22 protein-coding genes and 1 pseudogene are annotated in these 21,752 nt (G+C 74.0%); 12 read left to right on the top strand and 11 right to left on the bottom strand.

What is annotated here, in order from left to right; translation table 11 throughout:
- Positions 1–11: 11 nt before the first annotated feature.
- Positions 12–881 (top strand): GNAT family N-acetyltransferase, encoded by an 870-nt coding sequence (locus ABD832_RS00710; protein ID WP_344886847.1) that lies wholly within the window; start codon positions 12–14, stop codon positions 879–881.
- Between the two features lie 66 nt (positions 882–947).
- Here the strand turns inward: ABD832_RS00710 and ABD832_RS00705 are convergent, their stop codons facing one another.
- The 4 genes from ABD832_RS00705 to ABD832_RS00690 form a co-directional block, all read right to left on the bottom strand.
- Positions 948–2,090, bottom strand: coding sequence for an S-methyl thiohydantoin desulfurase family protein (locus ABD832_RS00705; protein WP_344886845.1), 1,143 nt, complete (start codon positions 2,088–2,090; stop codon positions 948–950).
- Complete coding sequence (locus ABD832_RS00700; protein WP_344886843.1) at positions 2,087–3,718, bottom strand: hydantoinase/oxoprolinase N-terminal domain-containing protein; 1,632 nt, start codon at positions 3,716–3,718, stop codon at positions 2,087–2,089. Before ABD832_RS00700 ends, ABD832_RS00705 begins: the two co-directional genes overlap by 4 nt.
- A gap of 72 nt (positions 3,719–3,790) precedes the next feature.
- Positions 3,791–5,128 carry a purine-cytosine permease family protein gene (locus tag ABD832_RS00695; protein ID WP_344886841.1) on the bottom strand — a complete coding sequence of 446 codons (1,338 nt, stop codon included), beginning with the start codon at positions 5,126–5,128 and terminating at the stop codon, positions 3,791–3,793.
- 88 nt (positions 5,129–5,216) lie between these two features.
- Positions 5,217–5,810: a TetR family transcriptional regulator gene (locus ABD832_RS00690; protein ID WP_344886839.1), complete on the bottom strand. Its 594-nt coding sequence runs from the start codon at positions 5,808–5,810 to the stop codon at positions 5,217–5,219.
- Between the two features lie 75 nt (positions 5,811–5,885).
- On the opposite strand from ABD832_RS00690, the gene ABD832_RS00685 reads away from it, so the two are divergent.
- Positions 5,886–6,710 carry a class I SAM-dependent methyltransferase gene (locus ABD832_RS00685; RefSeq protein ID WP_344886837.1) on the top strand — a complete coding sequence of 275 codons (825 nt, stop codon included), beginning with the start codon at positions 5,886–5,888 and terminating at the stop codon, positions 6,708–6,710.
- A 181-nt stretch (positions 6,711–6,891) separates the two neighbouring features.
- Here the strand turns inward: ABD832_RS00685 and chrA are convergent, their stop codons facing one another.
- From chrA to ABD832_RS00670, 3 genes are read right to left on the bottom strand one after another with little or no spacing between them, the layout of a single operon-like run.
- Entirely contained in the window at positions 6,892–8,334 is a 1,443-nt protein-coding gene (gene chrA / locus ABD832_RS00680) for a chromate efflux transporter (protein ID WP_344886835.1), read from the bottom strand.
- A gap of 14 nt (positions 8,335–8,348) precedes the next feature.
- Positions 8,349–8,780 (bottom strand): chromate resistance protein ChrB domain-containing protein, encoded by a 432-nt coding sequence (locus tag ABD832_RS00675; RefSeq protein WP_344886833.1) that lies wholly within the window; start codon positions 8,778–8,780, stop codon positions 8,349–8,351.
- Positions 8,777–9,424 (bottom strand): Chromate resistance protein ChrB, encoded by a 648-nt coding sequence (locus ABD832_RS00670; RefSeq protein ID WP_344886831.1) that lies wholly within the window; start codon positions 9,422–9,424, stop codon positions 8,777–8,779. The genes ABD832_RS00675 and ABD832_RS00670 overlap by 4 nt, the downstream gene beginning before the upstream one ends.
- 161 nt (positions 9,425–9,585) lie before the next feature.
- Here ABD832_RS00670 and ABD832_RS00665 point away from each other — a divergent pair, with 161 nt between their 5' ends.
- The 3 genes from ABD832_RS00665 (at position 9,586) to ABD832_RS00655 (ending at position 12,218) form a co-directional block, all read left to right on the top strand.
- Positions 9,586–10,260: an ABC transporter ATP-binding protein gene (locus ABD832_RS00665; RefSeq protein ID WP_344886829.1), complete on the top strand. Its 675-nt coding sequence runs from the start codon at positions 9,586–9,588 to the stop codon at positions 10,258–10,260.
- Complete coding sequence (locus tag ABD832_RS00660) at positions 10,257–11,057, top strand: ABC transporter permease (protein WP_344886827.1); 801 nt, start codon at positions 10,257–10,259, stop codon at positions 11,055–11,057. The genes ABD832_RS00665 and ABD832_RS00660 overlap by 4 nt, the downstream gene beginning before the upstream one ends.
- 156 nt (positions 11,058–11,213) lie before the next feature.
- Positions 11,214–12,218, top strand: a complete 1,005-nt coding sequence (locus ABD832_RS00655; RefSeq protein WP_344886825.1) for an RNA polymerase subunit sigma-70 — start codon at positions 11,214–11,216, stop codon at positions 12,216–12,218.
- Between the two features lie 99 nt (positions 12,219–12,317).
- Here the strand turns inward: ABD832_RS00655 and ABD832_RS00650 are convergent, their stop codons facing one another.
- Positions 12,318–12,902: a dihydrofolate reductase family protein gene (locus ABD832_RS00650; protein WP_344886823.1), complete on the bottom strand. Its 585-nt coding sequence runs from the start codon at positions 12,900–12,902 to the stop codon at positions 12,318–12,320.
- 102 nt (positions 12,903–13,004) lie between these two features.
- Positions 13,005–14,159 (bottom strand): hypothetical protein, encoded by a 1,155-nt coding sequence (locus ABD832_RS00645; RefSeq protein WP_344886821.1) that lies wholly within the window; start codon positions 14,157–14,159, stop codon positions 13,005–13,007.
- A gap of 86 nt (positions 14,160–14,245) precedes the next feature.
- On the opposite strand from ABD832_RS00645, the gene ABD832_RS00640 reads away from it, so the two are divergent.
- From ABD832_RS00640 to ABD832_RS00630, 3 genes and pseudogenes are all read left to right on the top strand, one after another.
- Positions 14,246–15,412, top strand: coding sequence for a sensor histidine kinase (locus tag ABD832_RS00640; RefSeq protein WP_344886819.1), 1,167 nt, complete (start codon positions 14,246–14,248; stop codon positions 15,410–15,412).
- A gap of 53 nt (positions 15,413–15,465) precedes the next feature.
- A pseudogene (locus ABD832_RS00635) lies at positions 15,466–15,609 on the top strand (response regulator); the annotation flags it as partial.
- 97 nt (positions 15,610–15,706) lie between these two features.
- A complete protein-coding gene (locus tag ABD832_RS00630; RefSeq protein WP_344886817.1) occupies positions 15,707–16,081 on the top strand; it encodes a helix-turn-helix domain-containing protein in 375 nt (124 codons plus the stop codon).
- A gap of 14 nt (positions 16,082–16,095) precedes the next feature.
- Here the strand turns inward: ABD832_RS00630 and ABD832_RS00625 are convergent, their stop codons facing one another.
- Positions 16,096–16,524, bottom strand: coding sequence for a winged helix-turn-helix transcriptional regulator (locus ABD832_RS00625; RefSeq protein ID WP_344886815.1), 429 nt, complete (start codon positions 16,522–16,524; stop codon positions 16,096–16,098).
- Positions 16,525–16,615: 91 nt separating this feature from the next.
- Here ABD832_RS00625 and ABD832_RS00620 point away from each other — a divergent pair, with 91 nt between their 5' ends.
- From ABD832_RS00620 to ABD832_RS00610, 3 genes are all read left to right on the top strand, one after another.
- Positions 16,616–17,473: an SDR family oxidoreductase gene (locus tag ABD832_RS00620; RefSeq protein WP_344886813.1), complete on the top strand. Its 858-nt coding sequence runs from the start codon at positions 16,616–16,618 to the stop codon at positions 17,471–17,473.
- A gap of 213 nt (positions 17,474–17,686) precedes the next feature.
- On the top strand, positions 17,687–19,390 hold the full coding sequence (locus ABD832_RS00615; protein ID WP_344886811.1) for an MFS transporter: 1,704 nt from the start codon (positions 17,687–17,689) through the stop codon (positions 19,388–19,390).
- Between the two features lie 240 nt (positions 19,391–19,630).
- A complete protein-coding gene (locus tag ABD832_RS00610; RefSeq protein WP_344886809.1) occupies positions 19,631–20,143 on the top strand; it encodes a calcium-binding protein in 513 nt (170 codons plus the stop codon).
- A 93-nt stretch (positions 20,144–20,236) separates the two neighbouring features.
- On the opposite strand, the gene ABD832_RS00605 is transcribed toward ABD832_RS00610, so the two are convergent.
- Positions 20,237–20,707 carry an STAS domain-containing protein gene (locus ABD832_RS00605; protein ID WP_344886807.1) on the bottom strand — a complete coding sequence of 157 codons (471 nt, stop codon included), beginning with the start codon at positions 20,705–20,707 and terminating at the stop codon, positions 20,237–20,239.
- A gap of 399 nt (positions 20,708–21,106) precedes the next feature.
- On the opposite strand from ABD832_RS00605, the gene ABD832_RS00600 reads away from it, so the two are divergent.
- Entirely contained in the window at positions 21,107–21,688 is a 582-nt protein-coding gene (locus ABD832_RS00600) for a hypothetical protein (protein ID WP_344886805.1), read from the top strand.
- The last annotated feature ends 64 nt before the right edge of the window (positions 21,689–21,752 follow it).

The raw sequence follows: 21,752 nt of genomic DNA, 5'->3' as shown, positions 1-21,752 counted from the left end.
ACGATACAGAGATGATCTCTGTCGCCGATGCGCGTCTGGTCAGGGGCCTTCAGGAGAGGGCGGCCCGGGCCCTGCCCGCCGAGCACGTCGAGCGCCTGGGCGGATGGTGGCTGCGCCTGGCGCCCGACTGCTCCTGGTGGGTGGGGACGGTGCTGCCGCACGGCGAGACCGGGCCGCAAAGGTCAGAAGGGCTGGAGGCCGGGGTGAAGGAGGCCGAGGACTTCTACGCCCGCCACGGCCTGGACACCCGCTTCCAGATCACCCCGCGGGCCTGTCCCGACGGCCTCGACGCGTTCCTGGCGAAGCGCGGCTACCACCGCGGTGGCCGGGTGTCGCTCCAGGCGGCCACCGTCGCACGGGTGCTGGAACGGAGCGGGGAGCAGGTCCCGGCCGCACCGGTGCTGGGGCGGGCCCGGGAGCAGGCCCTGGTCGCACGGGTGCTGGAGCGGACCCGGGATCGGGCACCGGCCGAGCCCCTGCGGGTGCGGGTGGACGAGCGTCCGGCGGACGGCTGGCTGGAGGGCCTGCGCGCCGTGCACGGTCACGACGGCGAGCGGGAGCTGCTCGCCCGGGTGGAGGCGCCGAGCGCGTACGCCTCGGTGATCGCCGGGACCGAGGTGGTCGCGGTGGGCCGGGCGGTCGCCGACGACGGCTGGGCGGGGGTGTTCGGGATGGCGACGCTCCCGCAGGCGCGGGGTCGGGGCGCGTCCCGCCGGGTGCTCGCCGCGCTGGCCGCCTGGGCCCGTACCCGGGGCGTGGATCGGATGTACCTGCAGGTGGAGTGCGGCAACGACGCGGCCGTGCGGCTGTACGCGCGGGCGGGCTTCGAGGAGGTGTGCGGCTACCACTACCGCACGGCGAAGGCGCCCGCTTCCCGGTGAGACACCCCGGTGAGACACCCCGGTGGGACAGGGGGGCGGGACATCGGGAAGGCGGGTGCGGGCCCGTCAGGGGGTGGCGGGGGTCAGCTCCTCGAGCGGGGTGTAGGGCCGGTCCAGGCCGAAGGCGGACGGGCCGAAGCACGCCAGGGCCTCGGGGCTGCGCATGATGGCGGGCGTGGAGATGGCGTAGACGGTCAGGCGCTGGCCGTAGGCCAGGGCCTCGGTGGTCACCGGCCTGCCGGTCTCGGTGTTCAGCGTGCAGATCAGGTCGGGGACGATCGCGGCGACCTGGCCGTCCCGCTCGTGCCCGCCTTCGCGGACCGCGACCAGGTGCTCGTTCTGGAAGGTGATGACGATCCGGTCGCCGGGGTCGCCGGGGTCGCCGGATTCGCCGCCTGCGGCCAGGGTGACCTGGCCTCGGGCGAACCCGCCGACGGTGGTGCGGTCGACGTCGACGACCTTGCCGCGGAACAGGACGCGGCCGTGGGAGTAGAAGGTGCCGCGCAGTGCGGCGGTCAGCGCGTCGAACGGGTCACGGTGGTGCTCGCGGGCGGTGCGCAGCGCGGTGCCGATCCTCAGGGCCAGGCCCAGGGTGCCGGGCACCGCGGTCTCGCGCACGGTGGCGGCGCTCATCGGGTAGCTGGCGGTGTAGGCGGCACCGCCCATCCGGATGGTCAGGCCGCGGGCCAGCCACTCCATCCGGTCGTTGTCGGCGGCCTCGATCACGGCGCTGTCGCCGTGGTCGGAGGCGATGCCCATCGGGGAGCCCGGCACCCCCGCCACGTTGAACGTCACCATCTGGATCTCGGGGAAGGCGCGGCCCATCCCGTCGGCGTCGACGACCGGCAGGTCCGCCGCCGCGGCCGCCACCAGCGGCATCATGCTGTTCAGGCCGCCGGCCTCGAGCGGCATGATCGCGTCCACGGCGCGGCCCAGGTGCCTTTCCAGGGCGCGCAGCGCGGCCACGCTGCCCTCGGGGGAGGGGAGCTTCTCGATGAAGACGGTGGGGGCTCCCATCATCGCCACCGCGACCACCAGGGCGTCGTCGCGCAACGTGCCGAGGTCGACGATCCGCACGTCGCGGCCCGCCCGCAGCTGCCGCTCGACGAGCAGCCGGCCGATGTAGGGGTCGCCGCCCCCGCCGGTGCCCAGTACCGCGGCGCCCTCGGCCAGGTCGTCGAGATTCTCCGGGGTCAGGGTGAAACTCATCGCCTCGCGTCCTGTTCGTGTCCTCGTGCGGTGCCCGCCTCGGCGCGGGTCCCGTCCGCGGCGGGGCCGCCTGCGGGACGGTGTTCCAGGTCCAGGTCGCCCACCGCGCGGACCTGGACGCGCCTGCCGCCGGGCAGGTAGGCCACGTGCACCTCGGTGACGTCGACGATCCTGACGGTGCCGGGGGCGGCGCCCGCGGAGACGGCGATCCGTTCGGCCTCGGCGCGGGCGGCGGCGATGGCCTCCTCGCGGGCGCGGGGGCCGTCGACGGCGACGACCCGGTCGACGTCGCCGCCGATCTGGCCGATGGCGGCGCCGATGGCGTTGGCGACCGCGTGGTGCGGCGGCCGGTGCACGGCCAGGTCCCCGGGGAGCACCTCGGGCATGAGCACGCCGCCGCCGCCGACCACGACGATCGGCAGCGGCGCGGCCGACACCCGTATCCGGTCGACCAGCTCGACGACCCGGCCGGCCATCCAGTCCAGGCCGCGCCGGACCAGGCCGGGGTCCAGGTGCCGTACCAGGGAGGGGTCGCCGATCTCGGCCAGGCCGCCCGCGACGGCCAGGTCGGTGGCGGTGAGCACGTCGCCGCCGAACACCAGGGCCTGGCGGGTGAGCCGGAACCCGACGCTGTCGGGTCCGGCCGACACGGAGGGGCCGGTGGTGACCAGGCTGCCGCCGCCCAGGCCGATCGACAGCACGTCCGGCATCCGGAAGTTGGTGCGCACCCCGCCGATGTCGACCTCGCCGGTGGCCTGGCGCGGGTAGCCGCGGTTGATCACGCCGACGTCGGTGGTGGTGCCGCCGATGTCGACCACCGCGCAGTCGGACAGCTCCCCGGCCAGGAACGCCGCGCCGCGCATCGAGTTGGTCGGGCCGGAGGCGAAGGTGCGTACCGGGTAGCGGCGGGTGTACTCGGCGTCCATCAGGGTGCCGTCGTTCTGCGACAGGTACAGCGGCGCGGAGATCCCGGCCGTGCGCAGGGCCCCGACGAACGCCTCGACGATCTCGTCGGCCAGCTCGCGCAGGCAGGCGTTGATGACGGTGGCGTTCTCGCGTTCCAGCAGCCCGATGCGGCCGAGCTGGTGCGACAGGCTCACGTGCAGGTGCGGCAGCTCCTCCAGCAGGACGGCGGCGGCCTGTTCCTCCAGCTCCGGGGCGGCGGGGGAGAACACCGAGCCGATCGCCACCGTGCGGATGTCGTGGGCTTCCAGGTCCCCGGCGACGCGCAGCAGCTCCTCGCGGCGCAGGGGGGCGATGGCCCGGCCGTCGAACTCGTGTCCGCCGTGGCACAGGTGGACGCGCGGGTCGATCGCCGCGTGCAGGGCGGCGGGCCAGTTGACCAGGGGAGGGAGGCCGGAGGTGGCCGGCAGTGCCAGCCGTACCACGGCGGTGCGCGCCAGGCCCCGCCCGGTCACCAGCGCGTTGGTGAAGTGGGTGGTGCCGATCATCACCGCGCCGATCCGGTCGCGGTCGATGCCGGCCGAACTAACGAGATCGTGCAGGGCGGTGACCACCCCGCCGGTGACGTCCTGGGTGGTGGCGGTCTTGACGGACGCCACCACGGTGGCCGCGTCCATCAGGACGGCGTCGGTGTGGGTGCCTCCCACGTCGATCCCAACGCGCACAGGTGACTCCTCGGGAAGGTCGGGCGATGACGCCGGGACGGGGGAGCGGGGGCCTTTCCACCCGGTGGGGGGTCAGCCGGTGGTGGCCGTTCGCGTCCCGGGACCGCCGGTCAGGCCGAGCCTGCCCGCCACGGCGTAGGCGGCGAAGGCCACCGCCAGGGCGTTGAGGGCGGGGATGCCCCAGGTGAGGTACTTGCCGACCAGGGCGGCGGCCAGCCAGATCACCAGTGCCGCCGGGACCCATCCCGGTGCGGAGTCCGGCAGGGTGCCGGTGGCCGCGGAGGCGTCCAGGGCGGGGCGCCAGCGGCGTACCAGGTAGTACTCGGCGATCATGATGCCGGCGATCGGCGGGATGGCCACCCCGAGCAGGACGAAGAAGTCGATCAGGTGGTCGAGGATCCCGGCGGCGGCCAGGGCGGTGCCGATCACCCCGAGGGCGACGGTGAGCAGCGCGCGGCCCGGGCGGGCGCCGAAGGCGGTGTCCAGGGCGTTGGCCGTGCCCAGGCTGGCGGCGTACAGGTTCCAGTCGTTGATCTTCAGTGTCGCGGTGATCAGCACGATCGTGCCGACCACGCCGGAGGTGGTGGTGACGATGGTGATCACGTCGCCGGTGCGCAGCGCGTGGGCCAGCAACACCCCCACGAGCGCGATGACGTACTCGCCGAGGGTGATGCCCACGACGGTCTGCTTGACCACGTCGGCGGCGCTGCGGTTCCACCGGCACATGTCCGGGCTGATCACCGCGCCGACGATGAAGCCGCCGGCCACGATGGTGGCGCCCTCGGCCAGGCCGATGGCCGGTCCGGCGGGCGCGGAGGCGACCAGCGCGCCCAGGGAGTGTTCCGAGAGCTGGTCGGCGATCGCCCAGCCGGCCAGCGCGAGGAAGGCGGGTACGGTGATCCAGGCCGTCCAGGCCATGCCGGCGAAGCCGTGCACCACGATGGCGGTGACGGCCAGGCCCGCCACGATCGACCACACCCAGACCGGCGGCCCGCCCAGCAGGGAGGCCAGGCCCTGGGCGAGTACGGCCGACTGCACGCCGAACCAGCCCAGCAGCGCGGTGGCGACGACCAGGCCGACCACGGTCGCGCCGTGCCGGCCGAAGCCGGTCCAGCGGGCCAGCACGGCCGTCGACAGGCCCTCGCGCATCCCGGCGATGCCGATCGCGATCGCGACGACCTCCAGGATCACCGCGCCGAGCGTGATGGCCCAGACCGCGTCCCAGAACCTCATGCCCATGCCGAGGGTGGCGCCCAGCAGGAACTGCGACAGGGCGCTGAGCATGCCGAACCGCTGCACCGCGACGGTGACCCAGCCGTAGCGGGCCTCGCGCGGCACCCGTTCCAGGGCGTAGTCGTCGCGGGCCAGCCCGGCGTCGGCCGGGTCGCCGGCGGTCCTCGTATCGGCCATTCCCAGGCTCCTTCTTCAGCGGTGAAGGGTGTCCGAGGGATGACGCTAGGCGCCTTGTCGATCTTTGGGAAGAGGTGATCTTCTTCTGTTACGTCCGCGGTGCGGCGCCGGCCAGGACCGTGGTCACGATCTTGGCGACGGCCCCGGTCTCCGGCGGGGTGGCGTCGTGCCCGGCGTAGAGCAGGTGCGTGGTCCCGATCAGCATGGCCGAGAGCGTGTCGACGTCGGCGTCCGGCGCGATCCGGCCCAGGTCGCGCTCGGCGGCCAGGTAGGAGGCGATCATGATCGCGGCCTCCGTCAGCACCGGGACGCCGGCCGGCAGGTCCCGGCGCAGGCGGGCGCGGAGCTCGTCCCGGGCGGCGATGAGGCCGACGAACGCCAGCGCGGCCGACTCGAACAGCGACATCAGCGCGCCGGTGAGATTGCCGGCGACGGTGCCGGTGCCGGTGGACTCGCGCAGGGCGGCGGTCCGGTCGTCCATCCGGCCGACGCGGTCCAGCACGAGTTCGGCGAGGAAGGCGTCGAAGTCGGTGAAGTGCCGGTGCAGGACGCCCTTGGCGCAGCCCGCCTCGGTGGTGACCGCCCGGCTGGTCAGCGCGTTCGCGCCGTCCCGGAGCAGGACGCGCTCGGCGGCGTCGAACAGCTGCGCGCGCGCGTCGCGGATGTGTACCCCTGTCGGCACGGGGTGCCTCCCCTTCGCTCGCCGGGTCCTGACTCGATTATTGACGAGTGGGCACGTGCCCACTACGGTGGGCGCATGCCCACTACAGCGCAGGCGGCGGAACCCGGCCGCGAGCAGGACATCCACCGCAACCGGCAGGTGGCCGAGTCGTTCGGCGCGGATCCCGGACGCTACGACCGCACCCGGCCCCGCTACCCCGACGCCCTGGTGGAGCGGATCGCCGCCGCCGCTCCCGGACGCGACGTCCTCGACGTCGGCATCGGCACCGGCATCGCCGCCCGGCAGTTCCTGGCGGCCGGCTGCACCGTGCTCGGGGTCGAGGCCGACGCCCGGATGGCCGGATGGGCGCGAGAGCGCGGGCTCGGCGTCGAGGTGGCGCCGTTCGAGACCTGGGACGACGCCGGCCGCACGTTCGACGCGGTCGTCGCCGCCCAGACCTGGCACTGGGTGGACCCGGTCGCCGGAGCGGTCAAGGCCGCGCGGGTGCTGCGGCCCGGTGGCCGGCTGGCCCTGTTCTGGAACGTGAACCAGCCCCCGCCCGAGATCGCCGAGGCCTTCCTGGAGGCCTACCGCCGGGTGCTGCCCGACCTGCCGATCTACGACCGGGTGATGCCCGCCCTGGAGGCGTACGGGGTGATGTTCGACAAGGCCGCCGACGGGATCCGGCAGGCGGGCGCCTTCGGCGAGCCGGAGCAGTGGCGCTTCGACTGGGAGCGGTCCTACACCCGTGACGAGTGGCTGGACCAGGTTCCCACCTTCGGCGGCCACAGCCGGCTGCCCCAGGACAAGCTGCGAGAGATCCTGGACCTGATCGGGGCGGCGATCGACGCCGCGGGCGGCGCCTTCACGGCGCGCTACGCCACCGTGGCCGTCACCACGGCACGGACCGGCGCCTCCTGACCCTTCACTCCCTGCCCCTTTGCCCCTCCCTCCTGACCCGCCGCGGCTCGCGCGGCCCGGCCTCCGGAAAGGCCCGCTGAGGATTTCGCGGCCCGGGCTCCGGAAAGGCGGCGTGCCGTCAGAGCGGCACGCCGGGGCCGGGAGGGCAGGCGGGGCAGCGGGTCAGGAGAAGAGCGGCGGGTCAGGGCAGCAGCAGGGAGGCGATGCCGAGCAGCGCGCAGACGCCCAGGATGCGCAGCATCGGCCAGCGCAGCACGAACGTCATCACCAGCGCCGCCGCGGTGATGGCCAGCGCCAGGAGGTCGAGGCTGCCGATCACGGGCACCTGGACGTGCAGCGGCCCCCGGATCCACACGCTGGTGGCGTCGAACAGGGTGTGCTGGGCGAAGTACACGGCGAGGTTGGCGATGACACCGACGACGGCGGCCGTGATACCGGTCAGCGCGGCGCTGATCGCGGCGTTGTGGCGGAGCCGCTCGATGTAGGGGGCGCCCAGGAAGATGAACAGGAAACACGGCACGAAGGTGACCCAGGTGGTCAGCAGGGCACCCAGCAGCGCACCCGCCCAGGGGGTGAGCGGGCCGGAGTCGCGGAAGGCGCCCAGGAAGGCGACGAACTGCACGACCATGATGAGCGGGCCGGGGGTGGACTCGGCCAGGGCCAGGCCGCGCACCATCTCACCGGGGGTGAGCCAGCCGTAGGTCTGCACGGCCTGCTGGGCGACGAAGGCCAGCACCGCGTACGCGCCGCCGAAGGTGACCAGGGCGGTGCCGGAGAAGAACAATCCCTGGGTGGTGAAGACGCTGTCGGTGCCGGTCAGCAGGGCGACGGCGGCCACCGGCAGCCACCAGGCGGCCAGTCCCACGGCCAGGATCTTGCCCGCCGAGCGCCAGCTGGGGGTGGCGTGGTGCAGGGCGTCGTCGGAGATCAGCGGGGCGGGCCCGTCGTCGGCGCCGTGCCCGCCGCCCTTCTTCACCAGGGCGGGCCTGAAGCGGTGGATCGTCCAGCCGACGAGGGCGGCGACGGCGACCACGACGGGGAAGGGCACCGCGAACAGCGCGAGCGCGGCGAAGGCGGCCACCGCGAGGGCGACGTAGACCGGGTGGGTCAGCGAGCGTTTGGCGACCCGGATGACGGCCTGGGCGACGATGGCCAGCACGGCCGGGGCGATCCCGGCGAACAGTGCGACCACCAGGGAGGTTTCCTGCCAGATGACGTAGACGGCCGACAGGGCGAGCAGGGCGAGCATGCCGGGCAGCACGAACAGGGTGCCGGCGACCAGGCCGCCGCGGGTGCCGTTGAGCAGCCAGCCGACGTAGATCGCCAGCTGCTGGGCCTCGGGGCCGGGCAGCAGCATGCAGTAGTTGAGGGCGTGGTTGAAGCGCTGCTGGCCGATCCAGCGTTTCTCCTCCACCAGGGTGCGCTGCATGACCGCGATCTGCCCGGCGGGGCCGCCGAAGGTCTGCAGGGAGATCCCGAACCAGGCGCGCACCGCCTGGCGGAACGGGATCACGTCCCCGGAGCTCCCCGGGCTGCCCGGGGTCGTCGAGCTCACGGAGCTCGCGGAGCTCGCGGGATTCGCGGAGCTCGCGGGGGTCGCGCCCTGTGTCTGTGGGTCGGTCATGCTCTCTCTCCGGTTCAGGCGGGCGGTCGGCCGAGCAGGAACGCCCGCCGGTAGTACTCGTACAGGCCCTCGAAGATCGGGCCGGTCAGCTCCAGGACGCGTTCGTCGTCGCAGATCATCGACAATCCGCGCAGGATCACGTCCAGGCCGGGCGCCTCGGGGGCGTCGTAGCGCTCGTCGTCGATGTCGGCCTCGTGCACGATCTCGGCGATCTTCCACAGCACCGGGTCGGTCAGCTCGTGGCGGCGCAGGATCGTCTCGAAGCTGCAGTCGGCGCCGTGGTGCGACAGCTCCACGCCGCGCATGTCGAACGGGGTGGCGTCGGGCGGGACCTGCTCGGGGGAGTCGACGAACACGAAAGCGGCGTCGGGGTCGAGGTGGCGCCGGATCAGCCAGGCGCACGCCGCCCGGTCGATGTGCACGCCCGCGCGGGTCGCCCACCTCATCGGGCCCCTCCCCGCTGCGCCGCCGTCTTCCCCGCGGCCTCGGGGACCTCACGCGCCGCCGGGTCGCCGGGCTCCGCGAGCTCCGCGAGCTCCGCGAGCTCCGCGGGCTCCGCGGGCTCCGCTACCTCCGCGGATTCCGTCAGGTCGCGGCCGGTGGCCGGTCCGGGCGCGTTCAGGGCACGTACGGCCTGGTGGGCCGGGTCGCGTTCGGCGGGCGGGAAGAAGTCGCGGCGCCCGATGCGGCGCAGCTCGGCGCGCAGCCGGCCCGCCACGCGTGAGCGTTCCCCGGCCCTGGCGTCCTCGGCGGCCCGGGCCGCGGCGATGACCGCCCGGTACTCCTCCTGGCGGGCCTGCTGCATCTGCGTGGCGATCGCGCGTTCCTGGGACGGGCTCGCGGGGGTGGCCAGCCAGACCGTGGCGGTGCCGTCGGCGGCGACGATCTCTTCGGCGATCCAGTCCAGCTGCTCGCGGGTGCGCGCGTCGGCGGGCAGCGCGACCAGGCCGTCGCCCAGCCGGGCCACCCCGAGGCGCTCCAGCCTGCGCCAGACGGCGATGCGCGGCGCCGAGGGCAGGCTCGGGATCCGGTAGGCCAGCAGCACCCACTGCCCGGCGTGCCCGGGCGGGGCCGAAGGATCATGGTTCACGGGCCACTCCTGATTTTCGTAACCGTGGTCACTGTAACGGTTGTTACCCTCATCGAGAAAGGGTGGGGTGAGCCCGGTCGTCGTGGAGTGGTGGCGCGACGGCAGAATATGGCGGGAGACCACCGGGAAGACGGCAGGCGGATGACGGGAAGGTGGCTCGCGTGTCACAGGCGGGGTTCGTGCTGGAAGGGGTCGGCCTGCGCCGCGGGGGAGCGCCGGTCCTGACCGACATCTCCGCGCACCTGCCGCGGGGGTGCTGCACGCTGGTGACCGGGCCCAGCGGGGCGGGCAAGTCCAGCCTGCTGCGGCTGCTCAACCGCCTCGCCGAACCCGACACCGGGCGGATCCTGCTGGACGGCCGGCCGCTGAGCGGTCACGACCCGCTGCTGCTGCGCCGCCGGGTCGCCCTGGTGGCCCAGCACACCGCGCTGCTGACCGACTCGGTGGCCGGGGAACTGGCCGTGGGACGCCCCGCCCTGGACGCCGTCTGCGCCGCCGACCTGCTGGAGCGGGTGGGACTGGGGGCCTGTTTCCTGTCCCGCTCCACCGAGGGCCTGTCCGGCGGCCAGGTCCAGCGCCTGGGCCTGGCCCGCGCGCTGGCCACCGGCCCGGAGGTCCTGCTGCTGGACGAGCCCACCTCGGCGCTGGACGACACCGCGACCGGTCTCGTCGACGACCTGCTGGCCGCGTTCGTCACCGACGGCGGCACCGCGGTCCTGGTCAGCCACCGCACCGCGCACGCGCGGCGGCTGGCGGGCCACGCGCTGGTGCTGGAGGCCGGACGGCTGACCGAGGCCGGCGACCCGGCCCGCCTGCGCTACCTGGCGGCACCGTGAGCGTCCCGGCGGTCCCCGGCTGGCCGGGCGTGGCCGCCTCGGCGGCGCTGGTGGCGCTGGCCGCCCTGCTGGCGGGCCGGGCCCGGCTCGGCCTGGCCGCCGACATGCTCGTCGCCTCGGCGCGGGCCCTGGGCCAGCTCGTCGCGGTCGCCGCGGTGCTGGCGGCGGTCTTCGCCCACGGAGGCCTGCCCGGCTCGCTCGCCTGGATCGCGGTGATGGTGCTCATCGCCGGCCGCGTCGCCGCCCGCCGCGCCCGCGGCCTGCCGCGCGCCCCGGCCGTGGCCACCCTGGCGGTCGCCATGGCGACCGTCGTGACCGTGGCCACGCTGGTGGTCTTCGCGGTGATCGACACCCGGCCGCACGTGCTCATCCCGGTGTCGGGCATGGTGGTCTCCGGCGCGATGCAGGCCACGGCCCTGACGCTGACCCGCCTGCACGAGGAGGTCGAGACCGCTCGCCCGCGGATCGAAGCCCGCCTCAGCCTGGGCCTGGACGCCGCCGCGGCCTTCGCCCCGCACGCCCGTACCGCCCTGCGGACCGCGATGCTGCCCGCCGTCGACGCCACCAAGGTCGTCGGCCTGATCAGCCTGCCCGGCGCCATGACCGGCCTCATCCTGGCCGGGGTGGAGCCGCTGATCGCGATCCGCTACCAGATCGTGGTCATGTACATGCTGCTGGCCGCCGCCACGCTGGCCGCCGTGGCCACCGCGCGCCTGGCCCGGACCGCCCTGTTCGACGACGCCCACCGGCTCCACGAGCTCCCCGCCCCGCCGGACGGCCGATCGTCCCCGCGCTGACCCGGACTCCCGGCCCCGGGTTCTCGGTCCCGGACTGCCGGATCCGGACTGCCGGCCTGGCGAACGGCCCGGTGCCGGCGGCTCCACCGCTCAGAAATCCTCCGCCACGCCGTCAGTCCTGGTGGCCCCTTGCCACCCGCGGAAGGATTGACGACCATGACCGACGACAGACTGCCGGGCGACGAGGCCGCGTTCATCGCGGCGGCCCGCTCGAACGACCCGGCACCGTTCACGCTCGTCACGGAGCGCTACCGGCGTGAGCTGCAGGTGCACTGCTACCGGATGCTCGCGAACTACGAGGACGCCCAGGACATGACGCAGGAGACGTTCCTGCGGGCGTGGAACAAGCGGGAGTCGTTCAAGGGCCACGCCGCGCTGCGGACCTGGCTGTACCGGATCGCGACGAACGCCTGCCTCGACTTCCTGGAGAAGCGCAACGACCGCACACCCGTGCCCGCCGAGCTGCCGGGTGCGGGCTGGGAAGTGCGCTACCTGCAGCCCTACCCGGACCGGATGCTCCCGGAGGACCCGCAGGACTCGGTGGTGGCGCGGGAGACGATCGAGCTGGCGTTCATCGTCGCCGTTCAGCACCTGCCGCCGCGGCAGCGGGCGGTGTTCATCGTGCGCGACGTCCTCGGCTGGCCGGCGTCGAAGGCCGCCGACACCCTCGAGCTGACCGTCCCATCGGTGACCAGCGCACTGCAGCGGGCGCGCGTGACGATGCGCGAGCAGCTGCCCGGCCACCGCCTCGACTGGCGGAGCCCTGCCACGCACGAGCTGTCGGACGACGAGCGCGGCGTGGTGAGGTCGTACATGGACGCCCATGAGCGCAACGACCTCGACGCACTGACGGCCCTGCTGCGCGACGACCTGCGCTTCGCGATGCTGCCCGGGTCGGGCGCGTTGATCGTCACGGCCAGGGACGCGGTGGACGGCTGGGTCTCCGGTGGGCTCTTCCGGCGCGGCCACGACGACTGGCGCTGCATCGCCACGACGGTCAACCGCATGCCCGCCGCCGCGCTGTACCTGCGCACCCCCGGCGACCCGGAACACCGTCTGTACACGATCGCGGTCCTGCGCATCGTCGACGGGAAGATCGCCGAGCTCACCGGATTCGACGCCGCCGGCACCCCGTGGCTGGGCCTGCCCGCGACGCTGTGATCGGAGGAGTCCGAGGGGCACGGTGAGCACGCGGGGAAGGATTCCGGCCCGGCTCACGAGCCGGGCATCCGGCCCGTGCTCATCCCGTGCCCATCGTGCTCATCGTCTCGTCTCGTATCGGGTCAGCACCACGCCGCCGGGAAACGTCCGCGTCTCGACCAGGTTCAGGTTCACCCAGCTGTCCAGCGCGGTGAAGAACGGCGTGCCGCCGCCCACCAGGACCGGCGCGGTGACCAGCACGTACTCGTCGATCAGCCCGGCCCGCATGGCCGCCGCGGCGAGCGTCGCGCCGACGATGTCCATCGGGCCGCCGTCCCCGTCCCTGAGCCGGGCGATCTCGGCGACCGCGTCGCCGGTGACCAGGCGGGTGTTCCAGTCGACCTTGTCGATCGTCGACGAGAACACCACCTTCGGCATGTCCCGCCAGCGGCGGGCGTACTCGATCTCCGCCGGGGTGGCACCCGGCTGCTGGTCGGCGGTCGGCCAGTGGGAGCTCATCGCCTCCCACAGCTTGCGCCCGTACAGCGCCAGGCCCGTCGCGTCCACCCGGTCGGACCACCACTGGAACAGCTCGGCGCCCGGCGACGAGTCCGGTCCCTCGCCCCCGCTCCAGCCGAGGTCGTCGCCTGGCGCGGCGGTGTAGCCGTCCAGGGTCACGTTCATGGCGAAGGTCAGTTTCCGCATCGTGTCAGCCTCTCGTGAGTCGATCTCACACGTACAGACGGTCGCGGCGCGGAAACCTCATCGGTCGCCGGTGGTCCTCACGTTCCGGACGCGGGCGGTGTGTCACCGTCCGCGGTGGTCGCTCGACGCCGGACTTCTCGCGGACGTTCCCCACGGACCGGCCGTGGCCCGGGTGGCCCGCGTGATCGGCGCCGGGTGCTCGGGGGCGGTCCCGGCTCCGCGGCGCAGCCGGTAGGCCAGGACCGCGGCGGCCAGCAGGACCCCCCAGACCGGGTACGGCCACAGCAGCAGGAGCAGCGGCTGTCCCCACTGCACGGCGTTGACGGTGAGGCCGGGCGAGGCCAGGCAGCAGGCTCCCGCGACCAGCCCTCCCGCGGTCACCGGCAGCCGCACCGGCACGGGACGGCCGTGCAGGACCGGCACCCAGCGCGGCCACACCTCGCCCCACCCAGCGATCAGGCCGAGCGTCAGCAGGGACCCGCCCAGGGCGCCGAAGCCGATGGCCAGGCCCTGCATCCTCAGGCCCGGGTTCGCGGCCAGCTCGGCCGCGCCGATGTCGGTGGGCCACGGGGTCAGCCAGGTCAGCCGGTAGAGCGCGTACGGCAGCGGGCACAGCGCCGCCGCGATCGTGACCGGGCGTCCCCAGCGGGCGGCGGCTTCGGGCCGGGCCCAGCGCGGCGTGCCACCGGCCCGGAAGGCCGCCACCGCGACGACCGCCCACAGGGCACAGGCGAGCGCGTCGGCCAGCGTCCACGCCACGCGCCCGGCGTAGGAGGAGAAGCTCGCGGCGAGGTTGGCGAGCAGGCGGTCGAACGGGACGAGCCCGGTGAGCGTACCGCCCGCGACCAGGACGAGCAGTGACACCAGGACCACGAGGGCCGGGACCCTCGCCCGTCCGCGGCGCGCGCAGGCCATGACCAGGACCGCCACCAGCGCGAGCGGGCCGATCAGTGCCATGCCGTAGCCCAGCAGGGACATGATGCCCGCGTCGGACATCACCACGCCGAAGAAGAGGACCTGCGCGACCGCGCCCGCCTTCAGCGCCACACCCGAGGTGAAGGCCGTCACCAGCCCTGCCAGCCCGGCCACGACGGTCATCGGGCCGCCCACGTCGTGCTCGAACAGGTGCGACAGCGACACGGTGACGCGGTCGAGCGCGCCGAAGGGGTAGCTCGCCGGGGTGGTCCACCACCACAGCCCGACGGCCGTCACGGCGATCGACAGCAGGGCGCCCGCGATCCGGAGGTTTCTCGTCATGGCGCTCACCGTAGGAACGTCCCCGCCGCGTCACCTCCCCCTGGCGGGGGAGGGCCCCCGGCGGCGCCGTCACTAGCATCGTCGTCGTGAGCGGACACCTGGCACGCGCGCTGCGGGCGGCGATCTACCCGGTGCTGGGCGCGGCCCTGCTCACCCCGGTGGCGGGGGCGCTCAGCCTGGTGATCGTCACCGAGGTGACGCCGGCGCGCGTCCTGACGCTGTGGGCGGCGTGCCTGCCCGCCTCCGTGCTGCTGGCCGCCGCGCCGCTGGTGCGGCGCATCGAGACCGTCGCGCTGTCGGAACTCCTCGACGTCGACGTCCCGGGCAGGGCCGACCGGCTCTACCTGGTGGCCCTGACGAGCCTGCACCTGTACGGCGGCGCCACGCTGGGCGCCGGGCTGCTCCTGCTGTTCCCCGGGCTGGCGCGCGCCGGTGACCTGGCGTTCTGGCGCGAGAGCCCCGCGCGGACGGCGGAGCCGTTCCTGCTGGCCGGTGCGGTGGTGGCCGCCATGGTCGTCGCCGGACTCGGCCAGCGGTGGGCGGCGCGCCGGCTGCTGCGCGCCGAACCTTCCCGGGCGCTGCAGGAGCTCGGCCGCCGCCAGACGCTCGCGCTGGAACTGCACGACGCGGTGGGGCACGCGCTGAGCGTGGTCCTGGTGCAGGGCATGGCCGCGCAGGCGGCGCTGGAGCGGCCCGAACCCCGGGTGGGCCAGGCCGCGGACTCGCTGGGCCACCTGCTGGACACCGCCCGCGCCGCCCAGGAGGAGCTCGACGTGCTGCTCGGCGTGCTGGACGAGGACGACACCGCGCGCACCCCCACGCTCGACGCGCTCGGCGCGCTCACCCGCGGTCTCGACGTGCGGGTACGCGCCGCGGACCTGGACAGGGTGCCGGCGGCGACCTCGCGCGCCGCGTACGCGATCGCCAGGGAGGCGCTCACCAACGCCCTGCGTCACGGGCACGGACCCGTCACGCTCGACGTGGCCGTCGACGGCGACCTGGTGCTGACGGTGGAGAACCCCACCGGCGCCCCCGCCGACGCGGACGGCACGGACGGCACGGACGGCACGGACGGCACGGACAGCACGGACGGCGGGGACGGCGCGGACGGCGCGGACGGGACCGGCCGGGATCCGGCGGTGAACGGGCTGGGCCTGACGGGCATGCGGATGCGCGCCCGCCTGGTCGGCGGCACCTGCACGCTGGAGGAGGCGGGCGCCACCTGGCGTGTGCGGGCGAGGCTGCCGCTGTGATCCGCGTGGTCCTGGCCGACGACGACCGGCTGATCCGCACGGGATGGTCGGCGATGCTCTCCGCCTGCGACGACCTCACCGTCGTGGGCGAGGCGGCGGACGGCCACGAGGCCGTCGAGGCCGGAACCGGGGCGGACGTCGTGCTGATGGACGTCCGCATGCCCCGGATGGACGGCCTGGCCGCCACCGCCGAGCTGGCCCGCCGCTCGCCCTCCACCCGCGTCGTGGTGGTCACCACCTTCGAGAACGACCAGCTGGTCTGGGGGGGCGCTGCGCGCGGGAGCGGCCGGGTACGTGCTCAAGCGCGCTCCCGCGGCCGAGCTGGTGGACGCCGTCCGGCTGGTGCACTCGCGGGACGCGGTGCTCTTCCCCGACGCGCTGCGGCGCATCGCCTCGCCGCACCACGGCAGCGCCAGGCCGCGCCACCCGGTGAACCTGACCCCGCGCGAGCTGCAGGTGTTACGTCAGATCACGCTCGGGCAGGCCAACGCGGAGATCGCGCAGGTGCTGCGCGTGTCGCGGGAGACGGTCAAGACCCACGTCACCAACGTCCTGGACAAGCTGGGCGCCCGCGACCGCACGCAGGCGGCGGTCCTGGCCTACGAGCTCGGCCTGGTCGTGCCCGGCCTCGATGTCCGCGAGCTCCGCGAGCCCCACGAGTTCCGTTGACGCCGTAAGCCCCTTCAGCCCTGGCGGCGCTCGTAGGACCGCCGGGCCGCCTCCACCTCGGGGGCGGTCTCCTCCAGCAGGTCGGCCAGGGCGCGCAGGTGTCGGGCGACCCGGGAGCCGAGCGGGGTCAGTGAGTACTCCACCCGGGGCGGGATCGTGCTGAGGACCTCGCGGGTGAGCAGGCCGTCGCGCTCCAGGGCCTGCAGGGTCTGCGACAGCATCTTCTCGCTCACCCCCTGGACCCGGCGGCGCAGCGCGTTGAAGCGGTAGCCGCCCTCGCCCAGCGCCAGCAGCGCGAGTGAGGCCCATTTGGCCGTCACGTCCTCGAAGGCGGCGCGGGAGGTGCAGGCGCTGGCGAAGACGTCGGTGACGAGCTGCTGGGAGGGCTCCGCCGGGGGTTCCGCCGAGGGCTTCGCCGGGGACTGCGCACGCTGTTCGGACACACCGTCACCCTACCCCAGTCGCTGCGGAACAGCGGGTGCTGTACTTTGGTTAGTGCTTTCTAAAACACAGTGCTGATCGAAGGGATCCACCATGCCCGCCTATGCCGTCACCGGAGCCACCGGCCACCTCGGCCGCCTCGTCATCGCCGACCTGCTCACCCGGGGCGTGCCGGCCGGCGACATCGTCGCCGTCGCCCGTACCGAGGCCAAGGCCGCCGACCTGGCCGGACGCGGTGTCGAGGTCCGCCAGGGCGACTACTCGCTGCCCGAGACGCTGCCGGCCGCCCTGGCCGGGGTGGGCCGCCTGCTGCTGATCTCCGGCGACGAGCCCGGACGGCGCCCGGCCCAGCACGCCGCGGTGATCGAGGCCGCCCGGGCCGGTGGCGTCGAGCGCATCGTCTACACCGGCATCCTGCGCGCCGCCACCAGCGCCAACCCGCTGGCGCCCGACCACAAGGCCACCGAGGAGACCCTGGCCGCCTCCGGCGTGCCGTACACCCTGCTGCGCAACGGCTGGTACACCGAGAACTACACCGACCAGCTCGACGGCTACCTCCAGCGGGGGGAGATCCTCGGCGCCGCGGGTTCCGGCAGGGTCTCCGCCGCACCCCGCGCCGACTACGCCGCGGCCGCCGCCACGGCACTGACCGGCGACGGGCACGACGGCGCCGTGTACGAGCTCGGCGGCCCCGCCTTCACCCTCGGCGAGCTGGCCGCGACCGTCACCGAGGTCACCGGCACGAAGGTCGTCTACCGCGACCTCTCGCCGGCCGAGTACGCCGACGCGCTGCGCCGCAGCGGGCTGGACGCGGGCACCGCCGCCTTCGTCGCCTCGCTGGACGAGTCCATCGCCCGCGGCGACCTGGAGACCACCACCGGCGACCTGACCCGGCTGCTCGGCCGCCCGGTCACCTCGCTGGACGAGGCCGTCCGGAACGCCCGCCCCTGAGCCCGGCCCCGCCCTCCCTCCCACCGGGAGGGAGGGCGAGCGGCCCGCGAGCACTCCCGCCACCGGCCGCCGACCGTGTACGCCGTCCCCGTCCCCGTCCCCGTCCCCGTTTCGATCCGCGCCGATGTCGAGAACCGGCCGGCCGCTCCGACCGGTCCCTGACGACCGGCCCCGCGGCGTGCGGATCACCCGGTGAACGTGGAAGGACCTGTCATGAACGACGCGACCCCGGCGAGGGCCGGGCGGCGGGAGTGGATCGCGCTCGCCGTGCTCGCCCTGCCGACACTGCTGGTCTCCATCGATGTGTACGTCCTGCTCCTGGCGCTTCCCCACCTGGCGGCGGACCTGGGCGCGAGCGGCGTCGAGCAGCTGTGGATCACCGATGTCTACGGGTTCCTGCTCGCCGGGTTCCTGATCACGATGGGCACGCTCGGTGACCGGATCGGCCGCAGGAGGCTGCTGCTGATCGGGGCCGCGGCGTTCGGCGTCGTCTCCGTCGTCGCCGCGTACTCGACCGGCCCGGCGATGCTGATCGCCTCCCGCGCCGTGCTGGGCGTGGCCGGTGCGATCCTGGCCCCGTCGACCATGTCGCTGATCCGCTCGCTGTTCCGGGACCCCCGGCAGATGGGGGTGGCGATCGGCATCTGGGGACTGTGCTTCTCGGCCGGTGCGGTGATCGGCCCGGTGGTCGGCGGCGCGATGCTGTCGCGGTTCTGGTGGGGTTCGGTCTTCCTGCTCGGCGTACCGGCGATGGCTCTGCTGCTCGTGGCCGGCCCGTTCCTGCTGCCCGAGTACCGCGACCCGGACGCCGGGAGAGTGGACCTGACCAGCGTGGCGCTGTCACTGGCCGCCGTGCTGCCGGCCGTCCACGGGCTCAAGGAGCTGGCCAAGGACGGCCCGCGGACGCCGGCGGTCGCCGGCATCGTGGCCGGGGCCGTCTTCGCGGTCCTGTTCGTCCGCAGGCAGCGGCGGCTGGAGCACCCGTTGCTGGATCTGCGGCTGTTCGCCGACCGGTCGTTCAGCACGGCGCTGGGCGGCATGATGGCCTGCACGCTGCTGATGGGCTCGATCATGCTGTTCATCACCCAGGACCTGCAGCTGGTCGAGGGGCTCTCGCCCTTCGAGGCCGGCCTGTGGATGATGCCCGCCGTCGCGGCCAACGCGCTGTCGTTCGTCGTGTCGCCGGTCCTGGCCCGCCGTTTCCGGCCGGCGTACGTGATCGGCGCCGGGCTGGTGATCTCGGTGTCGGGCCTGGTCGTGCTCACCCAGACCGACACGACGTCCGGACCGCTCACCCTCGCGGCCGGATACGCGCTGATCCTCCTCGGTGCCGGCCCGCTCGTGACGCTGAGCATCCACCTGATCATGGCCTCCGCGCCGCCGGAGAGGGCCGGTTCGGCCGCCGCGCTGAACGAGACCAGCGGTCAGTTCGGCTACGCGTTCGGGCTCGCCGCGCTCGGCAGCATCGGCGCCGTCGTCTACGAAGGCCGGTTCACCCCGCCGGACGACGTCCCGGCCGCTGCCGCCGACGCGGCGCGGGAGGGCCTCACCGAGGCCGTCACCGTCGCCCGTGACCTTCCCGCGGACCTGGCCGCGGCGCTGCTCGCGCCGGCACGGGAGGCGTTCGTCGGCGGGCTGCACCTGGTCGCCGCGATCAGCGCCGTGATCCTCGCGGCCGTCGCCGTGCTGATCGTCCGGCTGCTGCGCGGTGTTCCCCCGATCGGCACCCCGCCCGCCGGGACGCCGCCCGCACCGGACGCCCCGCGCGGCGGGGACGGCGAGGACGGCGGGGACGGCGGGGACGGAGGGGACGAAAGCGTCGCGCCGACGGGCCGGGCCCAGGGAGCGCGCGGCGATGGGGCATGCACGGGGACGCCTGCCCGGAGCCCGGCGGTCCCGGGGCCGGGCCGGCGATGATCGGCCGGGGATCGGCCCGACCCGCGATCCCCACCCGGGGCATCTCATCGTAAAACGCCATTGAAAGGCATTTTCCGGCATATTCTTGTTCAATGTACGGGTGGCGTTCCCGGTCACATACCCGCACCTCACAGGCCTGGGAAAACACGAACGGCATGTGCGCACAATGACGCAGACGGCGACGCGAAGAAGCGGTTGTCTGAGACTCGTCCGAACGACACGTCTCGAAAAGGATTTCACATGTCGCGTATGCGTCGCCACATCGCCACCCTGTCCCTGACCGCGGCCGGGCTGGCCGCCGGCGCCGTCCTGGCGGCTCCGGCCCACGCCGCCGGGGCCACCGTCACGGTGGGCTCGTTCCAGAACATGTCCGTCGTCGGCACGACCGGCAACGACAGCATCGACATCAGGCCCCTGAACGGCAAGATCACCGTCTCGTCCGTCCAGCACTCGGTGACCGCGGGTGCCGGGTGCGTCCAGCAGGGACCCAACACGGTCTCCTGCGCGGGGGTCACCAACATCCTGGTCAACGTCAGGACCGGGGACGACGTCGTGCGCAACAACACCTCGCTGTTCGCCGAGATCTTCGGCTCGGCCGGCTCCGACCGCCTGTCCGGCGGTTCGGGTCGCGACATCCTGGCCGGCGGGAGCGGCAACGACTTCCTGACCGGCAACCTCGGCAACGACACCACCGACGGCGGGGCCGACTTCGACACCTGCAGCGGCGAGTCCGAGCCCAACTGCGAGGCCTAGGAGGAGAGCCCTCGTCACCGCGGCCCGCCCGGCGGCCGGAGCCGTCAGGTGCGGTCAGGTGCCTCAGGTGCCGTCAGCGCGGTCAGGCGCCGGTCAGGTGCGGTGGCGACGGGCCCGCAGGCCCGCGGGTACGGCACGGCGGGCGCCCAGGCCGCGGAAGGACGGCAGGTGCCGGGGCGCGGGCGGCGGACCGGTGAAGTCCTCACCGACGGACCCGGCGCAGGCCCTCAGGGCCTCGGTGACGTCGGCGTAGTGCACCGGCGCGTCGGCGTGGTTCCCGGCGACCAGAGGCGTCAGCCGCCGCATCGAGCCCGACGCCCCGGCGACGGCCAGGCCCCCACCGTTCTCGCTCAGGGTCCGGTGGGCGGAGGTGAGCAGGCGCAGCCCGGCCACGTCGCAGAAGCTCAGCCGGGACGCGGCCAGCACGATGTGGCAGGGCCCGGGCCCCGGCGGCGGGACCAGGGACGGTGACAGCAGCGGCGCGCTGTACAGGTCCAGGTCACCGGCGACGGTGACCACGAAGGTCGCCGCCCGTACGCGGAAAAGATGCACTGACAGGTTCAAGGGCTTTCCGTTCCGCTTCTGGGGCGGCCCTGGGGGTGGGGGCCTGTGGCCGGCGGATCGCCGGACGAGGGCGGGCCGCCGCGAGCGGACGGCCTCTCCGATCGGGCACGCACCGCGGACCGGCCGCACCCCTTCCGTTCTACGGCATTTGTGGGCCGTTGTGGGTTTCCGGCCGGAAACATCAGGCTTGCCGTCATCTGATTCGTTTCTCAGGTGCATACGGATGCAGACAGGGAGAAATATCTCTGTCGCTCCGATCGGCCGCCCGGCCGCCCGTTCGGGCGGATGCCGGGCCGATCCGGAGGGTCCGCCGGGCTTACACCTCGCTAACCTCCGCCTCCGTAGACAGGGTGCACCCGCGGGAGGCGTCCGACCTCCCGGGGACGGAGGTGCATCCACATGACGTTCCGGCGTGCGGCACTGCTCGTCGGGGTGCTCGCGGCCCTGGCCCCGGCCGGCTGCGGCCAGGCACCCACCGGGGGCGGCGTCGCCTCGGTGGCCGACACCGTCCGGCCCTCGTCGGCGGCCTCGTCGGGGGCCTCGTCCTCGGTGTCGCCCTCGGCGTCCCCCGACCCTCTCGCGTTCGCCCGGTGCATGCGCGAGAACGGGATCGACATGGCCGACCCCGAGCCCGGCGGCCCGGCCAGGATCCATGTCGGGGGCAAGGACAAGGGTGCCGTGGAGAAGGCGCACAAGGCCTGCTCGAAGTACATGGGAGGCGGGGAGGGTGCGGCGCGTGTCGACCCCGAGGCCCACGACCGGCTGCTGGCGTTCGCCAAGTGCATGCGCGAGCACGGCGTCGACATGGCCGACCCCGTACCCGGTGACGGCAGGGTGATGATCAAGCGTCCCGAGGGGGGTGAGGCGGCCTCGGAGAAGGCCCACAAGGCCTGCGAGCATCACCTGCCGGGACGGCCGGGCGGCCCGCAGGATCCGCAGGGCCCGGGGGGTCCGGAGGGCTCCGGTGGTGACGCCGGGTGAGCGGCTGAGCCCCGCGCTCTCGTTCACGTGACGAGGACCGGGGTGAGGGGACGGCCGGAACACC

Origin of the sequence: Streptosporangium longisporum (genome assembly GCF_039534895.1) — a bacterium.
GTDB classification, from domain to species: domain Bacteria; phylum Actinomycetota; class Actinomycetes; order Streptosporangiales; family Streptosporangiaceae; genus Streptosporangium; species Streptosporangium longisporum.
This window is presented reverse-complemented; position numbering and strand designations above follow the sequence as displayed.

Excerpts from the sequence above, each read along its gene's own strand:
- ABD832_RS00620 (WP_344886813.1), top strand. The coding sequence starts at position 16,616 with ATGCCCGCCTATGCCGTCACCGGAGCCACCGGCCACCTCGGCCGCCTC.
- ABD832_RS00675 (WP_344886833.1), bottom strand. The coding sequence starts at position 8,780 with ATGAGGTGGGCGACCCGCGCGGGCGTGCACATCGACCGGGCGGCGTGC.
- ABD832_RS00615 (WP_344886811.1), top strand. The coding sequence starts at position 17,687 with ATGAACGACGCGACCCCGGCGAGGGCCGGGCGGCGGGAGTGGATCGCG.
- ABD832_RS00650 (WP_344886823.1), bottom strand. The coding sequence starts at position 12,902 with ATGCGGAAACTGACCTTCGCCATGAACGTGACCCTGGACGGCTACACC.
- ABD832_RS00710 (WP_344886847.1), top strand. The coding sequence starts at position 12 with ATGATCTCTGTCGCCGATGCGCGTCTGGTCAGGGGCCTTCAGGAGAGG.
- ABD832_RS00645 (WP_344886821.1), bottom strand. The coding sequence starts at position 14,159 with ATGACGAGAAACCTCCGGATCGCGGGCGCCCTGCTGTCGATCGCCGTG.
- ABD832_RS00600 (WP_344886805.1), top strand. The coding sequence starts at position 21,107 with ATGACGTTCCGGCGTGCGGCACTGCTCGTCGGGGTGCTCGCGGCCCTG.
- chrA (WP_344886835.1), bottom strand. The coding sequence starts at position 8,334 with ATGACCGACCCACAGACACAGGGCGCGACCCCCGCGAGCTCCGCGAAT.
- ABD832_RS00705 (WP_344886845.1), bottom strand. The coding sequence starts at position 2,090 with ATGAGTTTCACCCTGACCCCGGAGAATCTCGACGACCTGGCCGAGGGC.
- ABD832_RS00610 (WP_344886809.1), top strand. The coding sequence starts at position 19,631 with ATGTCGCGTATGCGTCGCCACATCGCCACCCTGTCCCTGACCGCGGCC.
- ABD832_RS00685 (WP_344886837.1), top strand. The coding sequence starts at position 5,886 with ATGCCCACTACAGCGCAGGCGGCGGAACCCGGCCGCGAGCAGGACATC.
- ABD832_RS00655 (WP_344886825.1), top strand. The coding sequence starts at position 11,214 with ATGACCGACGACAGACTGCCGGGCGACGAGGCCGCGTTCATCGCGGCG.
- ABD832_RS00695 (WP_344886841.1), bottom strand. The coding sequence starts at position 5,128 with ATGGCCGATACGAGGACCGCCGGCGACCCGGCCGACGCCGGGCTGGCC.